Genomic DNA, 19497 nt, shown 5'->3' with positions numbered 1-19497 from the left:
GATAATAGGTAAATGGCAACAGGTAAAAAAAAATAGCTGTTAACCAATTACCTATTATCAGTTAGCAATTACCAAAAACTCAAGTACAGAGAGAGAACACCATGCTAAAATTCCTCAATCAAGTAGGCGAATACGCCAAAGAAAGTTTTCAAGCTGCTAAGTATATCGGTCAAGGTCTAGCTGTTACTTTTGACCACATGAGACGCCGCCCGATTACGGTGCAGTATCCTTACGAAAAATTAATTCCTTCCGAACGTTTTCGGGGCAGAATTCACTTTGAATTTGACAAGTGCATCTCCTGCGAAGTTTGCGTTCGGGTGTGTCCGATCAATTTGCCAGTGGTAGATTGGGAATTTAACAAAGAAAGTAAGAAGAAACAGCTCAAGCACTACAGTATCGATTTCGGTGTTTGTATCTTCTGCGGCAACTGCGTAGAATATTGTCCGACTAATTGTTTGTCCATGACAGAAGAGTACGAGTTAGCCACCTACGAGCGCCACGAATTGAATTTTGACAACGTGGCCCTCGGACGTTTGCCCTACAAGGTTACAGACGATTCGATGGTGACACCGCTGCGGGAATTTGCTTATTTGCCGAAAGGTGCGATCGACCCTCATGATGTTTCCAGCAGCGATCGGCGCGCAGGTCTCCCTTCAGAGGAAATTATCGAAAAGTAGGTAATGGGGCATGGGGCATGGGGCATGGGGCATGGGGCATAGTTAGTAGTTAGTGGTTAATGGTTAATGATTACTTGTTAGTAGTTTTTCTAATAACAAATAACAAATTTCCAATGCCCAATGCCCAATGCCCAATGCCCAATCCCCAATCCCCAATGCCCAATCCCCAATCCCCAATGCCCAATTAACAGAGGATTAAAAATTGTGAATCTAGCCGAAGGGGTTCAAATTGTTTCGTTTGGCATACTGTCCGTAATGATGATTGCAGGAGCATTAGGAGTAGTGCTGTTCTCCAACATCGTTTACTCAGCTTTTTTGCTGTGCGGCGTATTTACCAGCATTGCGGGCTTGTACCTGTTGCTGAATGCCGACTTTGTAGCAGCAGCGCAGGTATTGATTTATGTTGGCGCTGTTAACGTCTTGATTTTGTTTGCGATTATGTTGGTTAACAAGCGCGAAGATTTCCGCACTATTCCCAACGCTTGGGTGCGTCAAGTAGCCACAGCAGTGGTTTGTGCTGGTTTATTTGCGCTTTTGGGTACGATGGTGGTGTCTACTCCTTGGGCTATTGTGGCGACGACAGGAGCACCTGCAGAAAGTTCGATCGTGACGATCGCCAAACATTTCTTCACTGACTATTTGCTACCTTTCGAGTTAGCATCAGTGTTTTTGTTGATGGCAATGGTAGGAGCAATTGTGCTAGCACGCCGCGATTTCTTTCCCGATGAATTGTCGTCGAACAAGCTATCTGAAACACCAGCTTTTAGTTTGCAAGAAAGACCTCGCCAATTAGTTTCTGCCGGAGATGTTTCTTCGCCGGAATCTAAGTAAAATTAGGGTGCGCGCAGCGCACCTATCTGTCTGTTTGGTAGTAATATTGATTGAGAGAAAATCGCAAAATTTATGCAACTGCAACTCCAGTATTTTCTGTTATTAGCCGCCGCACTTTTCTGCATTGGTGTTTATGGTTTGATTACTAGCCGAAATGCAGTACGCGTGTTAATGTCGATCGAGTTGATGCTGAATGCTGTCAATCTCAATTTGATGGCTTTCTCCAATTATCTTGACCCCGTACAGATTAAAGGTCAAGTATTTACGGTGTTTGTCGTTACCGTAGCCGCTGCTGAGGCTGCCGTAGGTTTGGCAATTGTTTTGGCGATTTATCGCAACCGCAATACAGTAGACATGGAAGAGTTTAATTTGCTGAAGTGGTAATTAGTCAGTTGGCAGTTGGCAGTTGATTGTTGGCAGTTGATTTTTGATTGTTGACAACTGACAACTACGCAAGCGGACACCGCAACTGACAACTGACAACTGACTAATGACTTCTAGTAATTTCTAGAGTAATTCTGCCACCGAAATCAGGGATGGGGGCAGCAGGTTTCGAGAGTTGTAGTTTAACTTTCTCGACTAAGGGTAGTTGTAAAAGCGCTTGGGCAATAGTATCTGCTAGGCGTTCGATTAATAAAAACTTCGAGTCTTTGACTAGCTTTTGAATCAGAGTAATTGCGCTGCGGTAATCAAGAGTATGTTGAATATCATCACTTTTTCCAGCTTGCGATAAATCCAGCCAGAGAGTAACATCCACTTCAAACCACTGCCCCAAAACTTGCTCTTCCGGCAGATAGCCCGTATATCCGTAGCAGCGAATTCCTGTAAGTTGAATAGAATCCATTTTGTAATAAACTAAAAGTGCGTTGCCTATACCAATTTGTATTAAACCAGATAAAGTTATCTTTCTCTTCCCTCTCTTTTTGTGCTACCTTTTCCACTTCCCTCTGCGCCCTCTGCGCCCTCTGCGGTTAAATCAGTCTTATTCTATATTAAATTTCACAACTGTCCTCCTTTCTCCAACTTGTCCAGTAAATTCTCAGCAACTTCATACCATTTCCGCCTAATTTCAGCATCTTCTGGCTTTTCTGTCAAGGTACGACCTTGGAATTCTGGATATTTATTGTAATATAATTCATCCACTTTTTGATAGAAGATATCTTGATTAATATTGAGATTTTTGCGCCGTTTACCAATCTTTTCTTGACGAATTATTTCAGCTTCCTCTAAGGATGTATCGGGAGGTTGCTGGCGCGAAGAAAATTTAGGTAAATCCGGCAACTTGGGCAACGTGAAACCTGATTTGACTACACTAAAAGCTAACATTCCAGGCAACAAAACCACGCTTAAACTACCAAGGGTTTTCCAAGGTATTAACTTAAAAATGTTGTTGTTTTTAACAATTTGAGGGTTGTGGTTAACAGGAGTATGATTGCTGGTAGCAGTTTGAGTGGTGTTTTTGAAAGGGCGGCCGACAAAGTTCATTGTCACCATTTGGGAAATTATACTGCTAAGTTGAGAGAGTTTTGGATCTTTGAGTGCTTCGCGGACTGCTTTTGCAGATTGGTAGCGATCGCCCGGTTGTTCTGCTAGCATCTTATCCAATACCGTGGCTAAATTTGGGCTGACACTGACGTGCGATCGCCAATTCCAAGTTTTGCCGTTAATATCGTACAATTTTTGAGGCTTTTTGCCAGTTAGCAAGACTAAAGCCGTGACTGCTAAAGCGTACAAATCGCTAGCCGGAGATACTTTACCCTGCCGCATTTGTTCCGGGGGCGAATAACCCTGTTTGCCGATCGCCGTATCCGATTGTCGGTTAAACTGAGGTACGGCATTGGCTGCGATTTGTTTGACTGAACCGAAATCAATTAAAAATGGTAGTTTGTCAGCATCATGCTGAATAATATTATCCGGGGAAATATCGCGGTGAATTAAATTTTTTGAGTGGATGTATTCTAAAACTGGTAAAAGCTGAAATAGCAGTTGAGTAACTTCGGCTTCTGTAAAATTTTTACCTTGTTGCTGACGCGATATCAGTATTTGTTCGTAGGTTTGACCGGGGATATAATCTTGCACTAAAAATAAAGATTGATGGCCGCCGATATCGGTTCGCAGGAGTTCTCGAAAGCGGGGGATTTGCGGGTGTTGGAGGTTGTAAAGCATACTCGATTCGCGATCGAACAATTCGGCTGCTTTCGGGCTGTGAACAACCGGAGAAAACTCTTTGAGCACGCAATGTTCGTTGTAGCGGTTGATGTCTTCGGCGAGGTAAGTGCGGCCGAAGCCACCGCGGCCTAATTCGCGGAGGATGCGGTAGCGTTTTTCGAGAGTTGAACCGGGGGCGAGGAGGGAGGAGTTAGACATAGACAACGGAAAATTGTTCGAGTTGGGGAGTCGCCTAGCACAGTATAGCTTATCAGAAAATTGGGTTGAAAACCCTGTCCTTATAGGACGGCTTTTTTCCATTGTTAAGTAAAATAACAAATCCATCTTAAAAAATGAATATGGTAGAATAACCAAATCAGACAAGATGTAAAAACCTACCCCCGGACTGGGGGAAAGTCTACGCCCAAAACATTTTTGAGGAGATATGACTACGCACCTATGTGCCCAGAGTAGTCAGCCTGGGAACCCTAGGGATAGGGATATTAAGACTGAAATGTCTTAAGAATCCCCGTGCCTTAAGGCCGGGGAGTGTCAATGTAGCTAAGTTTGTTTACCAGGGAGGGCGATCGCTTTTTTTTGGGATGGATGAAGGAGAAGAGACACTTTGGTTAAGATTCAGTATCTACAGGATATCGTAGGGGCGGGTTTTACCAACCATCTATGTTAGAAACCAACAATATAATAAACCCGCCCCCCCCCAACGACAAATCCAAATCTACATTTTTGGCATTCGATCGAACATCAGGTTAATCTAGATTATCGGCTGTCTAGGGGCGGGTTTATATAAATTGTTCGTGAACATCAAATATTGTTAGTAAAACCCGCCCCTACAGGCTTTTTTATTGTCTGGTTTGCTCGGCTATCGAGGATTTACAAATCTCGATGTGTAAATTCCTTAGCATCTTTCCCTACATAACTCGCGGCAACATGGCCATCTCCAACAACTCGATACTTATAGGTAATCAACCCCTCTAAACCGACAGGCCCGCGAGGTGGCATTTGCTGCGTGCTAATCCCCACTTCAGCACCGAAGCCGTAACGGAAACCGTCGGCAAATCGAGTCGAACAATTGTGATAAACTCCGGCCGCATCGACTCCATTTAAAAATGTTTCGGCGGCTTCGCTGTCTTCGGTAACAATGACATCTGTATGTCTGGAACCATATGTATTGATATGGTTAATTGCCTCTTCCACAGAATCTACTATTTTTATTGACAAAATTAAATCGCTGTATTCGGTAGACCAATCGGTTTCTGTCGCTTCGGCAATATTTTCGAGGATGGCGCGAGTTTTTTCGTCTCCCCGCAATTCGACTTTTTTCTGCTGCAAAGCTTCGGCAACTGCGGGCAGGAATTTGGGGGCGATCGCCCTGTGAACTAACAAAGTTTCAATGGCATTGCAGGCGGCTGGATACTGAGTTTTTGCATCAACAGAAATCTCTACTGCTTTCTGAATAGCCGCCGCTTTGTCTGCGTACAAATGACAAATTCCGTCGGCGTGTCCTAACACGGGAATCCGCGTGTTTTCCTGCACGAACCGCACGAAGGAATTAGAACCTCTGGGAATAATCAAATCTACATATTCATCCATTTTGAGCAGTTCGATTGTTTCTTCCCGCGTGGTGAGCAACTGCACGACTTCTGGATTAACCGCAGTTTCGGCTAATGCTTGATGTATCACTTTTGTCAATATTTCGCAGGAACGGACTGCTTCTTTGCCGCCTTTGAGAATGACGCCGTTTCCTGATTTGATTGCCAAGGATACTATCTGAATTAAAGCTTCGGGGCGCGCTTCAAAAATAATGCCTAAAACGCCCAAAGGACAGGTGATGCGCTTCAGAATTAATCCTGTATCCAATTCACGGTGAATTTGCACGACACCGATCGGCTCAGGGAGTTTCGCAACGTCGCGCAGGCCTGCGATCGCACTTTTCAACTTGCTCTCATCCAACTTTAGGCGATCGTACAGCGGTTTCGCAATTCCATCCGCCTGGGCCGCCTTGCAATCAGCCGCATTCGCCGCCACAATATCCGGCGCAGCAGCTTCTAAAGCTTTAGCCATAGCCTCAATAGCTTGATTTTTGGCATCAGCGGACAAAACTGCCAACTTTCTAGCAGATACGCGCGTTTTTTGGGCAATTTCAATAATAGACATGGCGGTAAATTTTAAATAGTTTTGGGTTTTGGGTTTTGAGTTTTGAATTGAATCCCCAGAAATAAATTTAGGGGCGGTTTTCAGTTTTAACAATTCTCAAGGAAATTCTATATTTTTGTTGAGATCCCTTATAGCGATTCGCATTTACAGGTTAAAACAGTGAAGTATAGACAAAATCCCACGAGCATTGCCATTTGTCAATAACCTTCGGAGAGTATTATGTCATCTCAGGCCCCTTTACGCAAGGCAGGGCGATCGCGCAAAGCCGGCGTTAAACTGATACAGAAAACTGGCTCAAATCTCGTTTTAGCTTCCGGCGTCACCATCACCATGCTATTTGGTATGGTGTTAGCGCTATCCTTAGCCTCAGTTTTGATTCTCAACAGTCCCGATCCAGTCGTCGGATTGTCGATCGCACTTCCCATAACTCTGATTTTTAACATCGCTGCTTTTTTCCTATCGCCTTACTTGATGGACTTAACCCAAAATTGGCTCTACCATACTCGCTGGGTTTCCCTAGCAGAAATTAAAAGCCTAAGTCCCGAAACAGCGAAAGTTATTAAGAAAGTTTGCAAGCAGAAAAAACTCCAGCAGCCGCGTTTAGGAATTATCGACGACCAAAACCCTACTGCTTTTACTTACGGTTCATTTCCCAACAGCGCTCGCTTAGTCGTCAGTCAAGGTCTTTTCACCTATTTAGACGATGAGGAAATTGCCACTGTTTACGCCCACGAACTCGGTCACATCGTCCACTGGGACTTTGCAGTAATGACTTTAGCTTCGACTTTAGTGCAGATTACTTATTTAATTTACACTACTGCTCAAAGGATGGGTCGAAGTGGTGGCAGCAAAGTTAAAGATGCGGCGGGTACTGTAGCTGCTGTTGCTTATTTGTTTTACATCGCTGGCACTTATTTATTGCTGTATTTGTCGCGGACGCGAGAATATTTTGCCGACCATTTTGCTGCCGAAACTACTGGCAATCCCAATGCTTTATCCCGCGCTTTGGTAAAAATTGCTTACGGTATTTTGGAAGAAGGACAAAGAGCAACAGAACCCAGCCGCTTATTAGAAGGAACTCGCGCTTTAGGCATTTACGATGCCAAAGCTGCCACATCTACTGGCACTGCTTACAGGATTTCTTCGGAACCAGAAAAGATTGGGCGAGTGTTTTTGTGGGATATGTTTAATCCCTGGGGTTGGTGGATGGAGTTGAACTCTACTCACCCGCTGACTGGAAAACGAGTTCGGGCTTTGAGCACTTATGCCGAACAATTAGGCTTGGATGTTGAGTTTGACATGGGCCGGATTGTCGGCGAAGGCAACCTTTTGAGTAAGGGGAGATTGTACGGAAATTTTGTGTTCGATTTGCTGCTGTACAGTGCAGAAACTCTGGGCTTAGCTGTGGGTTTGGCGATCGGCATTGCCCTGTATGCTGTAAATCCGATGATGATGGTTGCTTGTCCTTTAATCGCTTTGGGCCTGGGCATTTTGCTCAAGACTTTGGTGATGTTCCCCAATTACAAACAAGCCCAACCTTTGGATGTTTTAACCTTAATGTCTGACCCTTATGCCAGTCCTTTGCGGGGTCAACCTGCGAAACTGCAAGGCGAATTAATTGGTCGCGGTGATGCGGGTTATACCTTCGGTTCTGATTTGAAATTGCAAGACACAACGGGAATGATTTATCTGCGCTATGCTTCTCGTTTTGGACCTATTGGTAATTTTCTGTTTGGCATGAAACGGGTTAAAAGTTTGATGGGAATGGATGTTAGCGCTTTGGGTTGGTTCCGCCGAGGTGTCGCACCTTGGATGGATTTGATTCAGCTTGAAACCGATAGCGGTACGGTGGTTAGTAGTTATCACCGCTTCTGGTCTTTTGTCATGGGTATCGGTGCGATCGCGATCGGTATTGCCTTTCTATTCGTGTCATTTCCTGGTTAACAGTTGAGAGGACTAAAGTCCTTACTACGAACCTGGTTTGTAGTAAGGACTTCAGTCCTCTGAAGTCAGGGTTAAAGACTAGAAAATTAGGTCAACTTAAGCAGTTGACATACCAACCTCTGCGATCGCACTTTCGTCTCTGGCTAACTCATGGGATTGATGCCAGATTCAGAAGCCTTTCTTTGCATCTGAATCTAAGTTAATTATTGAAGCGTTCCGAAAGCGTTCCTCAACTGTTCCCAAACCGTTCGGAATCAGGAACAGGCTTTCTGGCCTGTTCTACAAGGGTTCAATCTTTGAGATGGTGGAAATCGATAAAAGTGGAAGTGAAAAAAGAGGTTAAGTTTTAAGAGGGTCAACCGAATATGCTGGCTGGGGCGATCGCAATGAATGCAACTCACCCAGATTCATCAGCAAAATTTTGAAACAGTTAATTAGACTGTGACAGACTTGGCAATTTTTGCAAGCAATCGCAACGCTTCATTTACAGAAGCTGAGTCTCGAAATATCTCTGCTACATCTGGATCGAGAATCACAACATTACTGGATTGCGTATAAGCTTCATAGTATTTGCCACGAACACCGCCTGAAAAATCATATTCAGGTTTCATCTCGTCATTGACTGTTTCTTCAGATTTCTGACTCATAATTTCTTCTCTCCTGTCGGGTGGCTAAACGGGCGCTGATTAAACGCACCTCACCTTCTCGTTCCGTGTGGGAAACAACCAAAAGACGTTGCAAGATCGACTGACCTATCGTCAAAAGACGGATCTCACCTAGGGAGTGATCAGGGTCAGAAATTGTAATAGCCAGTGGATCTCCGAAGACAGTGACAGCCTCTTCAAAAGACACACCATGCTTTTTGGCATTGCTACTCGCTTTGTTTGAGTCCCAATGAAACTTCATAGATATATTCTACTCTCAAGCGGCTTTAGGAGGTGGGCAGTTGCCCAGCTTACTGCTCTATTCTACTATCTAGGGTGAAATGGCGAAAGGAAAATATGAATCGGAAAACTCAAACCCGATCTGTATGTATTAGTGAGTTGAACAGAAAGTTAATAGGGTGTGCGATCGCCCTTTTTTTCGGTGGGGCGATTCCTTACGGGATAGCTACGCTTCACACCCTCCATGCAATCAGTGCCCTTGTTAGTATGACATCGCTCCGATGGGACAAAATAGACATCTTGCCCGTCCAATAAATTTATGAAAAGGACTTTTGCAAGAGGTCTAATAAGAAATAGCTACGCGGACAAAATTTGTATTATCTCATTCATTAGTTCGTTGAACATCGATACAAAAATACCCTTTACTATTCCTGCCTCTTTCAAACCGGACATGAGTATTAAGAGATATATCTTTTATATTTCCTTTATAGCTACGATTGTCAAAATATACATTATCTTCATCCTCATCTCGACTTACGTGTTTTATGAAACCAAACCAAGAGCCATCATCTTTTTGAATAATTTTTAGAACAATTCCTTCGTAAAGTATGTTATCTTCATCTTCTTTTTGTTCTACTAATTGACCTTGAATAAACTTCTCACGAGCCACTTTGAGTAGCAAGTCCGTAAATTCCTTACGATCTTTTATTCCGTAAGGACTTTTTCCCTCTCCAACCCATAAACTTTGGGTTTTATAAAATATTTCCAAGACCGTTACTAATCTTTCTGTAAATTGGTCTTCTTGTAAAATATCCAGAAGTTTTTTACAGTAATCCTCCATAGGTTTGTGTTTTGTCATTTTTGGAGGAAATTCTCCTACACTCATCCTAAAGATTAAATAAAGATGAGCTTTATATGTTTTATATATTTCTTGAGATTTTTGATCTCTTTCACTATTTCTAAAGTATTTTTCAAACCTATACCAAATAAGAGCGGAGATATAGTAAGGATATGGACTATGCTCTTCTACAAAAATTTTTCTTGGTTCTTTTTGTCCTACATAGTTTTTCAAAAGCGTTGCTTCATGTCTATGTCCGTCATGAGGAGAATCGAGAAAAACACTAACAAATACTTGAGTCAAGGTTTTTAAGTTTACAATTTGATCTTTTTTGATGTGAGGGTCGTTGTTATATTGTTTAGACCGTCTTTCATAATAAAGTTTTACCTCATTTTCAAAGGCCAGAAAAAAAGGCTCTAATATATCTTAATGAAAAGCTCGCGTCGTCTCAAAAGCTTCTTCCAAAACCTGATTTTGTTTGTTAGTTCCTCTGACAATTTTATTGGAAATTCCAGGATTTTCTGTAGATATCAGTCGGATAAGAAGTTTTACTTTCTCAATACTTGGGTTCTCTCTTTGGTTAAATAAAGAGTTACTTGTTTGACAACCGTTAACAATTTGAGGATTCTCAATTTTTACTAGCTTATCCCGAACCTGTTCAAATTCGCTGCATACAATCGTAATTCCATTGTTGCACAGCAAAAACATTTCGGGATTTTCATTGATTGTAGTTTCGATTTCACTATTGACAGTCTTATTATCTCCTAAATAGTCACGAACGTTGTCATTAAATAGAGAGCGACGCAGTGAACCATCTTCTTTTGTGAGAATTTTTAAGAACTCTAATGCTTCACAAGTAAAAGCATATGCTTTTTTGACATCGGTTTTACTATCTACGATCATTGGAAAAATATCAATGACATTCATTTGAACATCAAACTGATTTTTTAACTCTCGACAGAAGTTCTTGAGCTGCTCTCCTCCAACAATTTTTACTTCAACACGTTCAAATTGTTCTACTTTTTCAAGTTCCCTTATCAGGAATTGTTTACAGCCTGAAAAGTGGTCATCTCTTGGTTCTGCTCTTGCTGTACTGACATAATAAAGAACAAGGCTTGGGGTTTTCTCAAGTTTTCTAATTACTTCCTCATTGGAGTAGATAAAATCCTTAATTTCCCGAAATTCTTTAATTCGAGGGTTCTGAGGTAGATAGGGTGAATCCGAAAAAAATACTTTAACTCCTGTTCCAAATTTATTCAAAACTGCAATATCAAATTCTGGCCGCATTTTCGATTGAATGAATAAAAAATCAATATTGACTCTTCTACTTTCCTGTACAATTTCGCTAATCTCATCAATGCTTTTAACTAATCTATCGTTAACTTTAATTCCTATTCCATCTATACCAGTATCATTACCTGCACCAACACAGACAAAATCTAGTAATTCAGCATCTGCCGTAAAAATATCAGGATAATCAAGACTAAACAGAATGTAATTGACAAACTTTTCAAATGCAGCACCATCTGTGGCAGTATCTAATTCAAAATTATTTTTAAAGTCATTGAACAAGGATTTAAGAATAATATCCATGATTGTAGCGTTATGATTGATGCTTAAATACTACATTTATAAGTTATCAAAACAATAAAGCTTTGTCTACTCTAAAAATACACAATTTGTTAGCAATTTTGTTGGCTACTAGAACTCGCATTGTGTGAAAAATGTTTGTAAATGCCAGAAAATGTTGTAAAAAGTTAGGTATAATACGGAAAATCACAACAACATCTGCGATGCCGCATGAATCTTAAGGAAGTGTTAAAAATGGCTGACGAGATTGTATTTGCCAAGACAGGCAAGCATCTTGATGACTTACAAGAGGCGATTCTGCGGGGAACCATGCAAGGTGAGAAATACACCAAAATTGCAGAGGAGATTCACTGTAACGAGAGTTATGTCAGGGATGTTGGCTCAAAGTTATGGCAAATACTTTCAGAAGAATTAGGAGAAGATGTCAGTAAAACAAATTTACGATCGGCAATTAAGAGATTCCAAATCTCTCAGGTTTCAAATTTTGCACAAGGCGACGTTGTAGCCATCGGTAATTTTAACATCTGTGGAGAAGCCACACACCCAGCAAACATACCAAACTCAGACCCACCAAATCAATCAACCTCGCATCAAGATTTAAGCCAGATGCCAGAATTAGGTGCTTTCTTCGATCGCACCCCCCAACTCCAAACCCTCAAAAACTGGATTTTACAACACAACAGCAGCCTCATAGCCCTCACCGGCACCAGCGGTATCGGCAAAACCACACTAGCAGTGCAACTCGTCCAACAAATCAAAGACGAGTTTGAATACGTCATTTGGTGCAATCTCGACACATCCCCCACCCTCGGTGAATTTGAAGCCCACTTAATCCAGTTTTTCTCCCACTCCCAAAAGCAAGAATCACCCACAACCACCCAGAAAGCATTACCCCTAATTAAATATTTACAAAAACATCGCTGCTTAGTAGTCTTAGATGACATTCATAATCAGTTCAGCAGCGGTGAATTGGCAGGAAAATATAAACCAGAATACCAAGACTATCGCTCTTTCTTCAAACAAATAGAAAAATTATCTCATCAAAGCTGCTTCCTGCTAATCGGTTGGAACCCAGAGAAGTTACTCAAGTTCAAAGCCCCAATACTCCCATTAACACCTTACAACTCAAAGGTTTAGACATCGCAGCCGCACGGGAAATACTCAGAGATTATGGATTAGCCGACACCGACAACTACTCAGCACTGATTCACCGCTACCAAGGCAATCCCCTCTGGTTAAAAAGCGTCGCCAATCTGATTCAAGACTTGGGCGGATGCGTGACAGAGTTATTCCCAGATGATACTATATTGTTGCCCGAAGATTTGAAAGATGTTTTACAGCAGCAGTGCGATCGCCTATGCGAACTTGAAAAACAAGTCCTCTCCTTATTGGCGCAAGCAAGCGATACAATTAACCTCACCCAATTGCTAGAAAATAGCCGAATTCCCGCACCAGATTTGGTAAATGCGCTGCAATCTTTATCGCGGCGCTGCTTGATTGAACAACAAGCAAATTTTTACACGATTTCACCTATACTCAGGCAATATGTCACAAAATGAGATGCTCCTGTTCAAAGTCTCAGAACTTCTGCAGACCCAACCCCGAACAAAATTCCTGCTTTACGGTGGACTTCTAGAATCACTTCCGCATCGGGTGCATTCAGTTCGCACACCACACGGGTTTTATCCAGCGACACATAGGAACGCACCCATTCAATACCCAGTTCGCGATCGCACGGTAAAATTAATCGATTGGCTTTGTTCCAATCTTCATCGGTAAGGTAGAAAGCATATAGCTAGATATTATTTCTGATTTGAATCTATCCTAAGGCGTGTCAACTTCAGGAATGTCAGCAGGTGGCGATCGCTAATTGAAATGACATTACTATACTATGCTAGCCCGCAGCAGTTTGCTTGAACTAGCAATAACTTTTGTAATATAAATGCGGTACGATCGATTTCAATACCGTTCTCAATCAATGCAATTAATATCGCCAACATGACAATCAAAATTGCTACAATTAGTTTGTTGTTGATAGTATTAAGTTTAGCAGTCAGCAACCCCAGCAAAAAACTCAGGGGTAACTTAACAAACTTGACCGCCCAAACGGAAAATAGGGAGAAAAAAAACACCGTGCAAAATATTATTGATGACAGTGCGAAATTAGAAAAAGTAGCTGGCGATTTCCAATTTATAGAAGGCCCGATTTGGCATCCAGACGGCTTTTTGCTGTTTAGCGATATTCCCGCTAGTATTATCTATAAACTCACATCAAATCAACAAGTTGAGGTATTTCGCCGCCCTTCGGGAAAAGCCAACGGGAATACTTTAGACAAAGAAAACCGCTTACTTACTGCCGAACACGAAAATCGCCGCGTATCCCGCACTGAAAAGGACGGCAAAGTTATCACATTGGCGGATAGATACGAGGGCAAGCGGCTCAACAGTCCGAACGATTTGGTTGTTAAATCCGACGGCAGCATTTATTTTACAGATCCGTCCTACGGTGTTAGTAAAGACCAGGAAGAATTGGGTTTTTACGGTGTTTACAGGCTGGCACCCGACGGAAAATTAACTCTGCTGGTTAAGGATTTGGTGCTGCCGAATGGCATCGCCTTTTCACCAGACGAGCAAAAACTTTATGTCAACAATTCGGAAGCGAGATACATTGCTGTTTACGATGTAAAACCGGACGGAACTGTTACAAATGAGCGGCTTTTTGCGGATTTAAAAGACGCCAGTCAAGGCGGAGTTCCTGACGGTCTAAAAGTTGATTTACAGGGGAACGTTTACAGCACCGGGCCGGGGGGAGTGTGGATTTTATCGCCGGATGGCAAGGTTTTGGGGAAGATTTCTGTGCCTGAGACGGCGACTAATTTGGCTTGGGGAGAAAGCGATCGCAAAACGCTTTACATTACGGCAAATACCAGTCTGTATCGGATTCGCCTTAAAATTGCGGGTGTGCGGCCGGGAAAATAATCTAAAATAGGGCGAAGTTGAAGGTAAAGCGGTTTGTCGTGAGGACTAAAGTCCTCACGACAAACACTTTTTATTAGGGGTAATTGAGCGGGCATGATATAATCGTACTTTTGCAAATCAGTCATTCTCAAATCTCAAATCTCAAATCTCAAATCTCAAATGGTATTAATAGCTCGGTTGCACAAATTTCTGACTGCTACAGTCGATCGCAAATCCCGATCGCACACAATATTTTGGTTGACTCTGAGCTTGACATTTGCCACAGTTTATGGTATTTTAGGACTCAAGCAAGTCTTTAGCGCCGAGTATATGGTGCAAGACGATGCGAGGCAGCACGTTTTCTGGATGATGCGGTTTGTCGATCCGGAATTATTCCCCAACGATTTCATTGCTAATTATTTTCAATCAGTCGCCCCCGCCGGATACAGCACGCTCTACAAATTAGCCGCAACAATTGGCATTCACCCGCTATTTTTTCACAAAATATTGCCACTATTTCTCGGCTTAATCTCCACTTATTACTGTTTTGGCCTTTGCCTAGAAATGCTGCCAGTGCCGATGACTGGATTTATTGCATCTTTGCTGCTAAATCAGCATATGTGGATGACCGACGATTTGGCTTCCACAACGCCAAGAGCTTTTATCTATCCGATATTTCTTGCTTTTTTATATTATTTGTCGCGCAGTTCCTTGCTGCCTTGTTTGGGAGCGATCGCCCTGATCGGACTATTCTATCCTCCTTACGCCTTGGTTGCTGCTGGAATTTTAGTTTTGCGGCTGCTATGCTGGGAAAATGGCGGTTTGCGCTTGTCGGGCGATCGAACTAATTACCTATTTTGCACTACAGGTTTGGGAGTAATCTTTTTAGTAATGCTGCCCTATGCCTTAGATAACTCTGAATTTGGCCCAACTTATACCGCAGCAGAAGCGAAGAAAATGGGCGAATTTGCACCAGGCGGCAGATATGCTTTTTTTCATCCAAACCCCAAAGATTATTGGTTGACAGGGCGGGGCAGCGGGATGTTTCCCAAGTCGCTGTTTACGCCTGTAACTCACTGTGTCGGATTGTTATTTCCGGTACTGCTGTTTTTGCGATCGGCTTTTCCCTTAGCAAATCAGATTCAACGCCAAATCTGGCTTTTGCTGCAGCTATTTTTAGCATCCTCGGCGATGTTTTTTGCTGCTCATGCTACCATTTTTAAGCTGTATCAACCAGGTCGCTATACAGCCTACAGCTTGCGATTTATTGTTGTTTTAATAACTGCGATCGCCCTAACTTTAATTATCGATGGAGTCGGTCATTGGGCATCGAAAACCGCAACAAGATTTAATTTTAAAAGTCTAGTTGCACTAATTACGATAGCGATAATCGCTGTCGTAGTGGTGCTTTATCCCTGCTTTGCCAAAAAATTTCCCACAGTCGGGTATGTAGAAGGTAAAATGCCGGGTTTGTACAAATTTTTTGAGCAACAACCTAAAGATATCCTGATTGCTTCGATCGCGACCGATACGGATCATTTGCCAACATTTAGTCAGCGTTCGGTTCTGGTGGCTAAGGAATATGCAGTGCCTTATCAGAAAGGCTATTACAGCAGATATCGGCAGCGACTTAACGATTTAATTCGCGCTCAATACACTCCCGATCGAGCTGTATTGCAAAGTTTCATTAATAGCTATGGAGTTGATTTTTGGATGCTCGATCGCAATGCTTTGACTCTTCAGTATATAAAGGATGATGGCTGGCTAAATCTATTTGATTCTATACCGGAGGCGAGGCTTTCTCTCGAACAAGGGAAAATTCCCGCCTTAGCTTCCGCAATGACAAGTTGTGCGGTTTTTCAGAATCAAATTGTAGTGGTTTTGGATGCGTCTTGTATTGTGAAATTGACCGGGAATTAAGGCATCGCAGGCGATCGCATTATCATTGATAGCAATATGGTCAAAGCTGTAAACTGTATGTCTATCTGAAACTGCCTCAGCTAATTTTGCTTCACCGGAACCAAAATCACCAATAGTGTAGTCGCTACGTTGTTGACACCAGCGAATCATCTCCTCGTAGGGAATAACTGCCCAATCTTTTCTTGATTCTTGATACAAAGTATGGTGATGCGCCTAATCTTGAGGGTTTTCCTGTAATAGAAGCTGGCCATTCGTGGTCAGGCCCATTAGAGCATTTCCACCAAGCTTTTTTTGCTGAGCCTGCTGCCACTTGTTCTGGAGTGAGCCCACGATTTTTTGTGGGATGCCACTGCGCGGCTAGTTGAGGGTCTATAATTGATAAAGGGTTTTTCATCGAAAATACCTGTTGTAAATTGTTAATTATTGTAAATAAATGACAGATCAACTAAAACAATTTTTAGAGCTTTCGGAATCGGAAATAGAAAATATAAGAAATACTACCATCAAAGATAGGTGTCACCCTGTCAAGAGACTATTATATCCCAGAGAGGGAGTCGAAAGAGACTTTCAAGTTATAAAAAATACTGAAACAGCATTGAGGCATCTCAAGCAACATCATACTCAATGGCTTATGAATTTAAAGCCAAGGCTTCTTAATATTGATGATTATTCAACTTCTTCTGGAGCTTTAGGAGAAATCAGAGCTTTGGGATACATACTACAGGCTGGTATTTCAGTAGAATCAAGAAGCAGAGACGGAGCGGATTTTTGGGTTGAAGATAACCAAGAAAAAGTTTGGATAGAAGTACACTCAAAGCAATTTTATGATGAAGAATCTGAATCGTTAGAAAACTTCTACAATGATTTAAGGAATGAAAGGACTGAGAGTGACAGAAAGACAGGATTGGTTATTGGTGAGCATAAAACTGTTCCTTTTGGAAAACCAAAAAAAGATGAAAATGTAACTGCAAATGCTATAAGGAAACTATGCGCTATAAAAGAAAGAGAACATCAAATGAGTACAGAGTCTACGTCTATCCTATGGTTAGATTTTCAAGATGAGGGATGGGAATTATTAGATAAAGTCGAGAGAGTATTACCTGTAAGAACTTGGAATGGGGCTTTTGACTCGGGAGAATTTTGGTATGCCTTTTATGGATGGAAAGATGCTCCTATCTTTCAAGACTTTAGATTGGATACGGTTCTTAACCGTGTAGTAAAAATGGGTCATAAGGGACGATTTAGAAAATCTACGACGAAATTAGATGGTGTCATAATATCTTTTTCCCGAAATACGGTAATTTTAGAAAACCCTTTCAGTAAAAAAGCAATTAAACCATCTTTATGGAAAAAATTAACTTTTCTGCCTTGGTTTAATTTTGAGTATTCATATACAAACTGGCCGGCGATGAATTTAAAACAAAGAATAGAGCTAGAGAAACAAAAGTTAATAGAGTTATCCTCTATAGAGTTATAAGCAAGCGTAAGCTTCCATCCCTGCTGCTTTCCAATCTTCATTTGGTTATTTGATGTTAAAAAGGCGATATTACTGTATATAGTGTGCCTGGGTAAGTCCTGTCTCGTAAACCCACGCAAGCTTGCTCAAATATTGCGATCGAGCGACCGGACATAATACAATTGTGATTCGTACTGGCTCTGATAAAACGAGAAAGAACTGTTCGGATTCCTCAGCTACAATTGCTGCATGGATATTCTGTAGGATCGATCGCCCAATGCGTTATAATCCCGATAAGAGATAATGGTGCGGGTCAATGACACAAGTTCTCGATCGGGAAACTCTCGATGGGCGAGTGGTGCTCAACGGCACTTGGGAGCAATTCAAGTTAATCCAGAAGGTTTCGGAAGATTCCCCTGGCATAAAGTTGTCTTTTTTTGCAGGTGCGATCGAGATTCTGATGCCGGGATTCCAACACGAAAATTTTTCTGAAATCATTGGTTACTTGGTGACCACTTTTCTGCTGCAACAAGCTATTAAGTTTTACCCTTCTGGTTCAATGACGCAGGAGAAAACGGGAGAAGCTTCAACTCAAGCAGACAAATCGTTTTGTTTGGGAGAACCTAAGTTGATTCCCGATTTGTCGATCGAGGTGGTTTATCAGGAAATTGGGTTTAAAACCCGTCCTTCTAGGGCGGGTTTAATTTCTTAAATCCATTCCTAAAAATTAGGAATTGCTGGTATTTGTAGTATATTAAAATAGTCAAGGTTAAACTCGCAATACCCTCGTGAAACAGTTAAGACACACTTTTAGGTATAAACCGGGGGACGCAGAGCGGCGAAAACTCTTAAAACAGCTAAAGGATCAACGCATCCTTAAACCAGTAAAAACAAACAATTTCTTGATTTGTTAAGTAGGGTAGGGCATACCCAAACTCTAGGCTTGTATCCTAGTACGCTTTTGGAGATAGACCCACTGGGGTTACTGTGAATTAGACTCGTCAATTTGTACTATTGTACGGTTGAAAGGTTTAAGGACTGCCGCTCTTGACATGGTGCTTAAAGGTCAGTCGATGAATTAAGAATCCCCACGCCTTTAGGCTGGGGAGTGTCAAACTAGCGGTGGACTGAGCAAGTTGCCAAAATATCGAGCTTTGGGCGTGCCTGAAATCTGGTTTTGGGAAGATGGCACGCTGCGGCTGTATCATCTGGGCGAAGATGGCTACGAGCAAGTAATTCAGAGTCAACTGTCAGGATTGGAAACGCTGGATATCGATTTGCTAAGACGCTGCATTTTAATGGGTGAAACTGATTTGGCTAAAGCGGTTAAGGTTTTTGGGCAGGGAATCTCGATCGATCGTACATGACGAGAGTTTAACTAGGGTTCAGTATGCGGCTTTGCTGGCGAAGGCGTTTGAATTGTTGCCGCGCCGTGAGGCGGCGGATTTTTGGGCGCACGGATCGCCCGGGCTAATCTAGCTGGGTTTTTGGCTGGATATCCAGACAGCACGTTTCGCCCGCAGCAGAATTTGACTATAGCTGAGACGATCGAATCTTTGGTAAACGGCTTGCAGTTTGTCGGCGACAATCCCAATTCTTTGAGCGTTTATGTCGATCGAGCTCAGATTCCCAGTTTTGCCACCGACGAGATAGCAACCGCCACAGAGGGCAAAATCGTGGTCAACTATCCCGTGCGCGAAAAGCTTTCCCTCGCCCGCGACATCACCCACGGCGAGATATCCGCCTTCATCACAAATTTGGGTAGAAACCCCGTCCTTTTAGGACGGCTTTATATTAGAATGTAATTGGTCAACGACCCACCCGAGACGATGGATCAAACAGCCTATACGAGCGAAGTTCAGCCTTGTGCTGGCGGCTTTCGCAAAATCGGTAGACCGGGATGCATAGGATAGGGCAATGGAAGTCTAACCCTAGAATCAAAACTACGAAGAATTCCGTTTGGTATTCGACACGTAAAAACCGCTTTCTCTTGCGGGGTTAGTGCGCGAGAGCGAACATAAGACCAAAACTCTTTGAGGGTGGAGGCAGTTGCGAAGAAGCAGAAACTTAAGTCGC

17 protein-coding genes and 3 pseudogenes are annotated in these 19497 nt (G+C 42.4%); 11 read left to right on the top strand and 9 right to left on the bottom strand.

Translation table 11 applies throughout. The features are described from left to right. Window positions 1-101 precede the first annotated feature (101 nt). From ndhI to nuoK, 3 genes are all read left to right on the top strand, one after another. A complete protein-coding gene (gene ndhI, locus ACUVJL_RS00280; protein ID WP_445244002.1) occupies window positions 102-677 on the top strand; it encodes an NAD(P)H-quinone oxidoreductase subunit I in 576 nt (191 codons plus the stop codon). 204 nt (window positions 678-881) lie between these two features. Next, a complete protein-coding gene (locus ACUVJL_RS00275; RefSeq protein ID WP_445244001.1) occupies window positions 882-1508 on the top strand; it encodes an NADH-quinone oxidoreductase subunit J in 627 nt (208 codons plus the stop codon). A gap of 78 nt (window positions 1509-1586) precedes the next feature. Continuing rightward, window positions 1587-1892, top strand: a complete 306-nt coding sequence (nuoK, locus tag ACUVJL_RS00270) for an NADH-quinone oxidoreductase subunit NuoK (protein ID WP_190743676.1) — start codon at window positions 1587-1589, stop codon at window positions 1890-1892. Between the two features lie 103 nt (window positions 1893-1995). On the opposite strand, the gene folB is transcribed toward nuoK, so the two are convergent. The 3 genes from folB to ACUVJL_RS00255 form a co-directional block, all read right to left on the bottom strand. Then, complete coding sequence (folB, locus tag ACUVJL_RS00265; RefSeq protein WP_172190257.1) at window positions 1996-2352, bottom strand: dihydroneopterin aldolase; 357 nt, start codon at window positions 2350-2352, stop codon at window positions 1996-1998. A gap of 155 nt (window positions 2353-2507) precedes the next feature. Then, window positions 2508-3875, bottom strand: a complete 1368-nt coding sequence (locus ACUVJL_RS00260; protein ID WP_445244000.1) for a protein kinase domain-containing protein — start codon at window positions 3873-3875, stop codon at window positions 2508-2510. A 672-nt stretch (window positions 3876-4547) separates the two neighbouring features. Next, window positions 4548-5831, bottom strand: coding sequence for a glutamate-5-semialdehyde dehydrogenase (locus ACUVJL_RS00255; protein WP_445243999.1), 1284 nt, complete (start codon window positions 5829-5831; stop codon window positions 4548-4550). Window positions 5832-6050: 219 nt separating this feature from the next. Between ACUVJL_RS00255 and ACUVJL_RS00250 the strand changes: the two genes are divergently transcribed. Then, window positions 6051-7775, top strand: coding sequence for a zinc metalloprotease HtpX (locus ACUVJL_RS00250; protein ID WP_445243998.1), 1725 nt, complete (start codon window positions 6051-6053; stop codon window positions 7773-7775). Window positions 7776-8209: 434 nt separating this feature from the next. Here the strand turns inward: ACUVJL_RS00250 and ACUVJL_RS00245 are convergent, their stop codons facing one another. The 3 genes and pseudogenes from ACUVJL_RS00245 to ACUVJL_RS00235 all read right to left on the bottom strand — a co-directional run bounded on the left by ACUVJL_RS00245 (window position 8210) and on the right by ACUVJL_RS00235 (window position 10784). Next, window positions 8210-8422: a hypothetical protein gene (locus ACUVJL_RS00245; protein WP_445243997.1), complete on the bottom strand. Its 213-nt coding sequence runs from the start codon at window positions 8420-8422 to the stop codon at window positions 8210-8212. Next, window positions 8406-8681, bottom strand: coding sequence for a BrnT family toxin (locus tag ACUVJL_RS00240; RefSeq protein WP_445243996.1), 276 nt, complete (start codon window positions 8679-8681; stop codon window positions 8406-8408). The genes ACUVJL_RS00245 and ACUVJL_RS00240 overlap by 17 nt, the downstream gene beginning before the upstream one ends. 360 nt (window positions 8682-9041) lie before the next feature. Then, window positions 9042-10784 (bottom strand): annotated as a pseudogene (locus ACUVJL_RS00235) (AIPR family protein). A 513-nt stretch (window positions 10785-11297) separates the two neighbouring features. Here ACUVJL_RS00235 and ACUVJL_RS00230 point away from each other — a divergent pair. Beyond that, window positions 11298-12646, top strand: a pseudogene (locus tag ACUVJL_RS00230) (NB-ARC domain-containing protein). A gap of 11 nt (window positions 12647-12657) precedes the next feature. Here ACUVJL_RS00230 and ACUVJL_RS00225 read toward each other — a convergent pair. Then, window positions 12658-12855: pseudogene (locus ACUVJL_RS00225) on the bottom strand (nickel-binding protein); the annotation flags it as partial. Window positions 12856-13085: 230 nt separating this feature from the next. Between ACUVJL_RS00225 and ACUVJL_RS00220 the strand changes: the two are divergent. Beyond that, a complete protein-coding gene (locus ACUVJL_RS00220; protein WP_445243995.1) occupies window positions 13086-14066 on the top strand; it encodes an SMP-30/gluconolactonase/LRE family protein in 981 nt (326 codons plus the stop codon). Between the two features lie 159 nt (window positions 14067-14225). Further along, a complete protein-coding gene (locus tag ACUVJL_RS00215; protein ID WP_445243994.1) occupies window positions 14226-15965 on the top strand; it encodes a hypothetical protein in 1740 nt (579 codons plus the stop codon). Here ACUVJL_RS00215 and ACUVJL_RS00210 read toward each other — a convergent pair. Next, window positions 15873-16163, bottom strand: a complete 291-nt coding sequence (locus tag ACUVJL_RS00210; RefSeq protein ID WP_445243993.1) for a hypothetical protein — start codon at window positions 16161-16163, stop codon at window positions 15873-15875. The two genes, ACUVJL_RS00215 and ACUVJL_RS00210, sit on opposite strands and share 93 nt — an antisense overlap. After that, complete coding sequence (locus tag ACUVJL_RS00205; RefSeq protein ID WP_445243992.1) at window positions 16090-16359, bottom strand: zinc-ribbon domain-containing protein; 270 nt, start codon at window positions 16357-16359, stop codon at window positions 16090-16092. The genes ACUVJL_RS00210 and ACUVJL_RS00205 overlap by 74 nt, the downstream gene beginning before the upstream one ends. A 39-nt stretch (window positions 16360-16398) precedes the next feature. Here ACUVJL_RS00205 and ACUVJL_RS00200 point away from each other — a divergent pair, with 39 nt between their 5' ends. From ACUVJL_RS00200 to ACUVJL_RS00185, 4 genes are all read left to right on the top strand, one after another. Beyond that, on the top strand, window positions 16399-17442 hold the full coding sequence (locus tag ACUVJL_RS00200) for a hypothetical protein (protein WP_445243991.1): 1044 nt from the start codon (window positions 16399-16401) through the stop codon (window positions 17440-17442). Between the two features lie 295 nt (window positions 17443-17737). Then, window positions 17738-18133, top strand: a complete 396-nt coding sequence (locus ACUVJL_RS00195; protein ID WP_445243990.1) for a hypothetical protein — start codon at window positions 17738-17740, stop codon at window positions 18131-18133. Between the two features lie 424 nt (window positions 18134-18557). Then, window positions 18558-18788 (top strand): hypothetical protein, encoded by a 231-nt coding sequence (locus ACUVJL_RS00190; protein WP_445243989.1) that lies wholly within the window; start codon window positions 18558-18560, stop codon window positions 18786-18788. Between the two features lie 81 nt (window positions 18789-18869). Then, window positions 18870-19226 (top strand): S-layer homology domain-containing protein, encoded by a 357-nt coding sequence (locus tag ACUVJL_RS00185; protein ID WP_445243988.1) that lies wholly within the window; start codon window positions 18870-18872, stop codon window positions 19224-19226. Window positions 19227-19497: the final 271 nt, after the last annotated feature.

The sequence above is a fragment of the Microcoleus sp. OTE_8_concoct_300 genome (assembly GCF_031383065.1).
Lineage (GTDB): Bacteria > Cyanobacteriota > Cyanobacteriia > Cyanobacteriales > Microcoleaceae > Microcoleus.
Note: the sequence above shows the minus strand (reverse complement) of the source record. Positions and strands in the feature narration are given on the sequence as shown.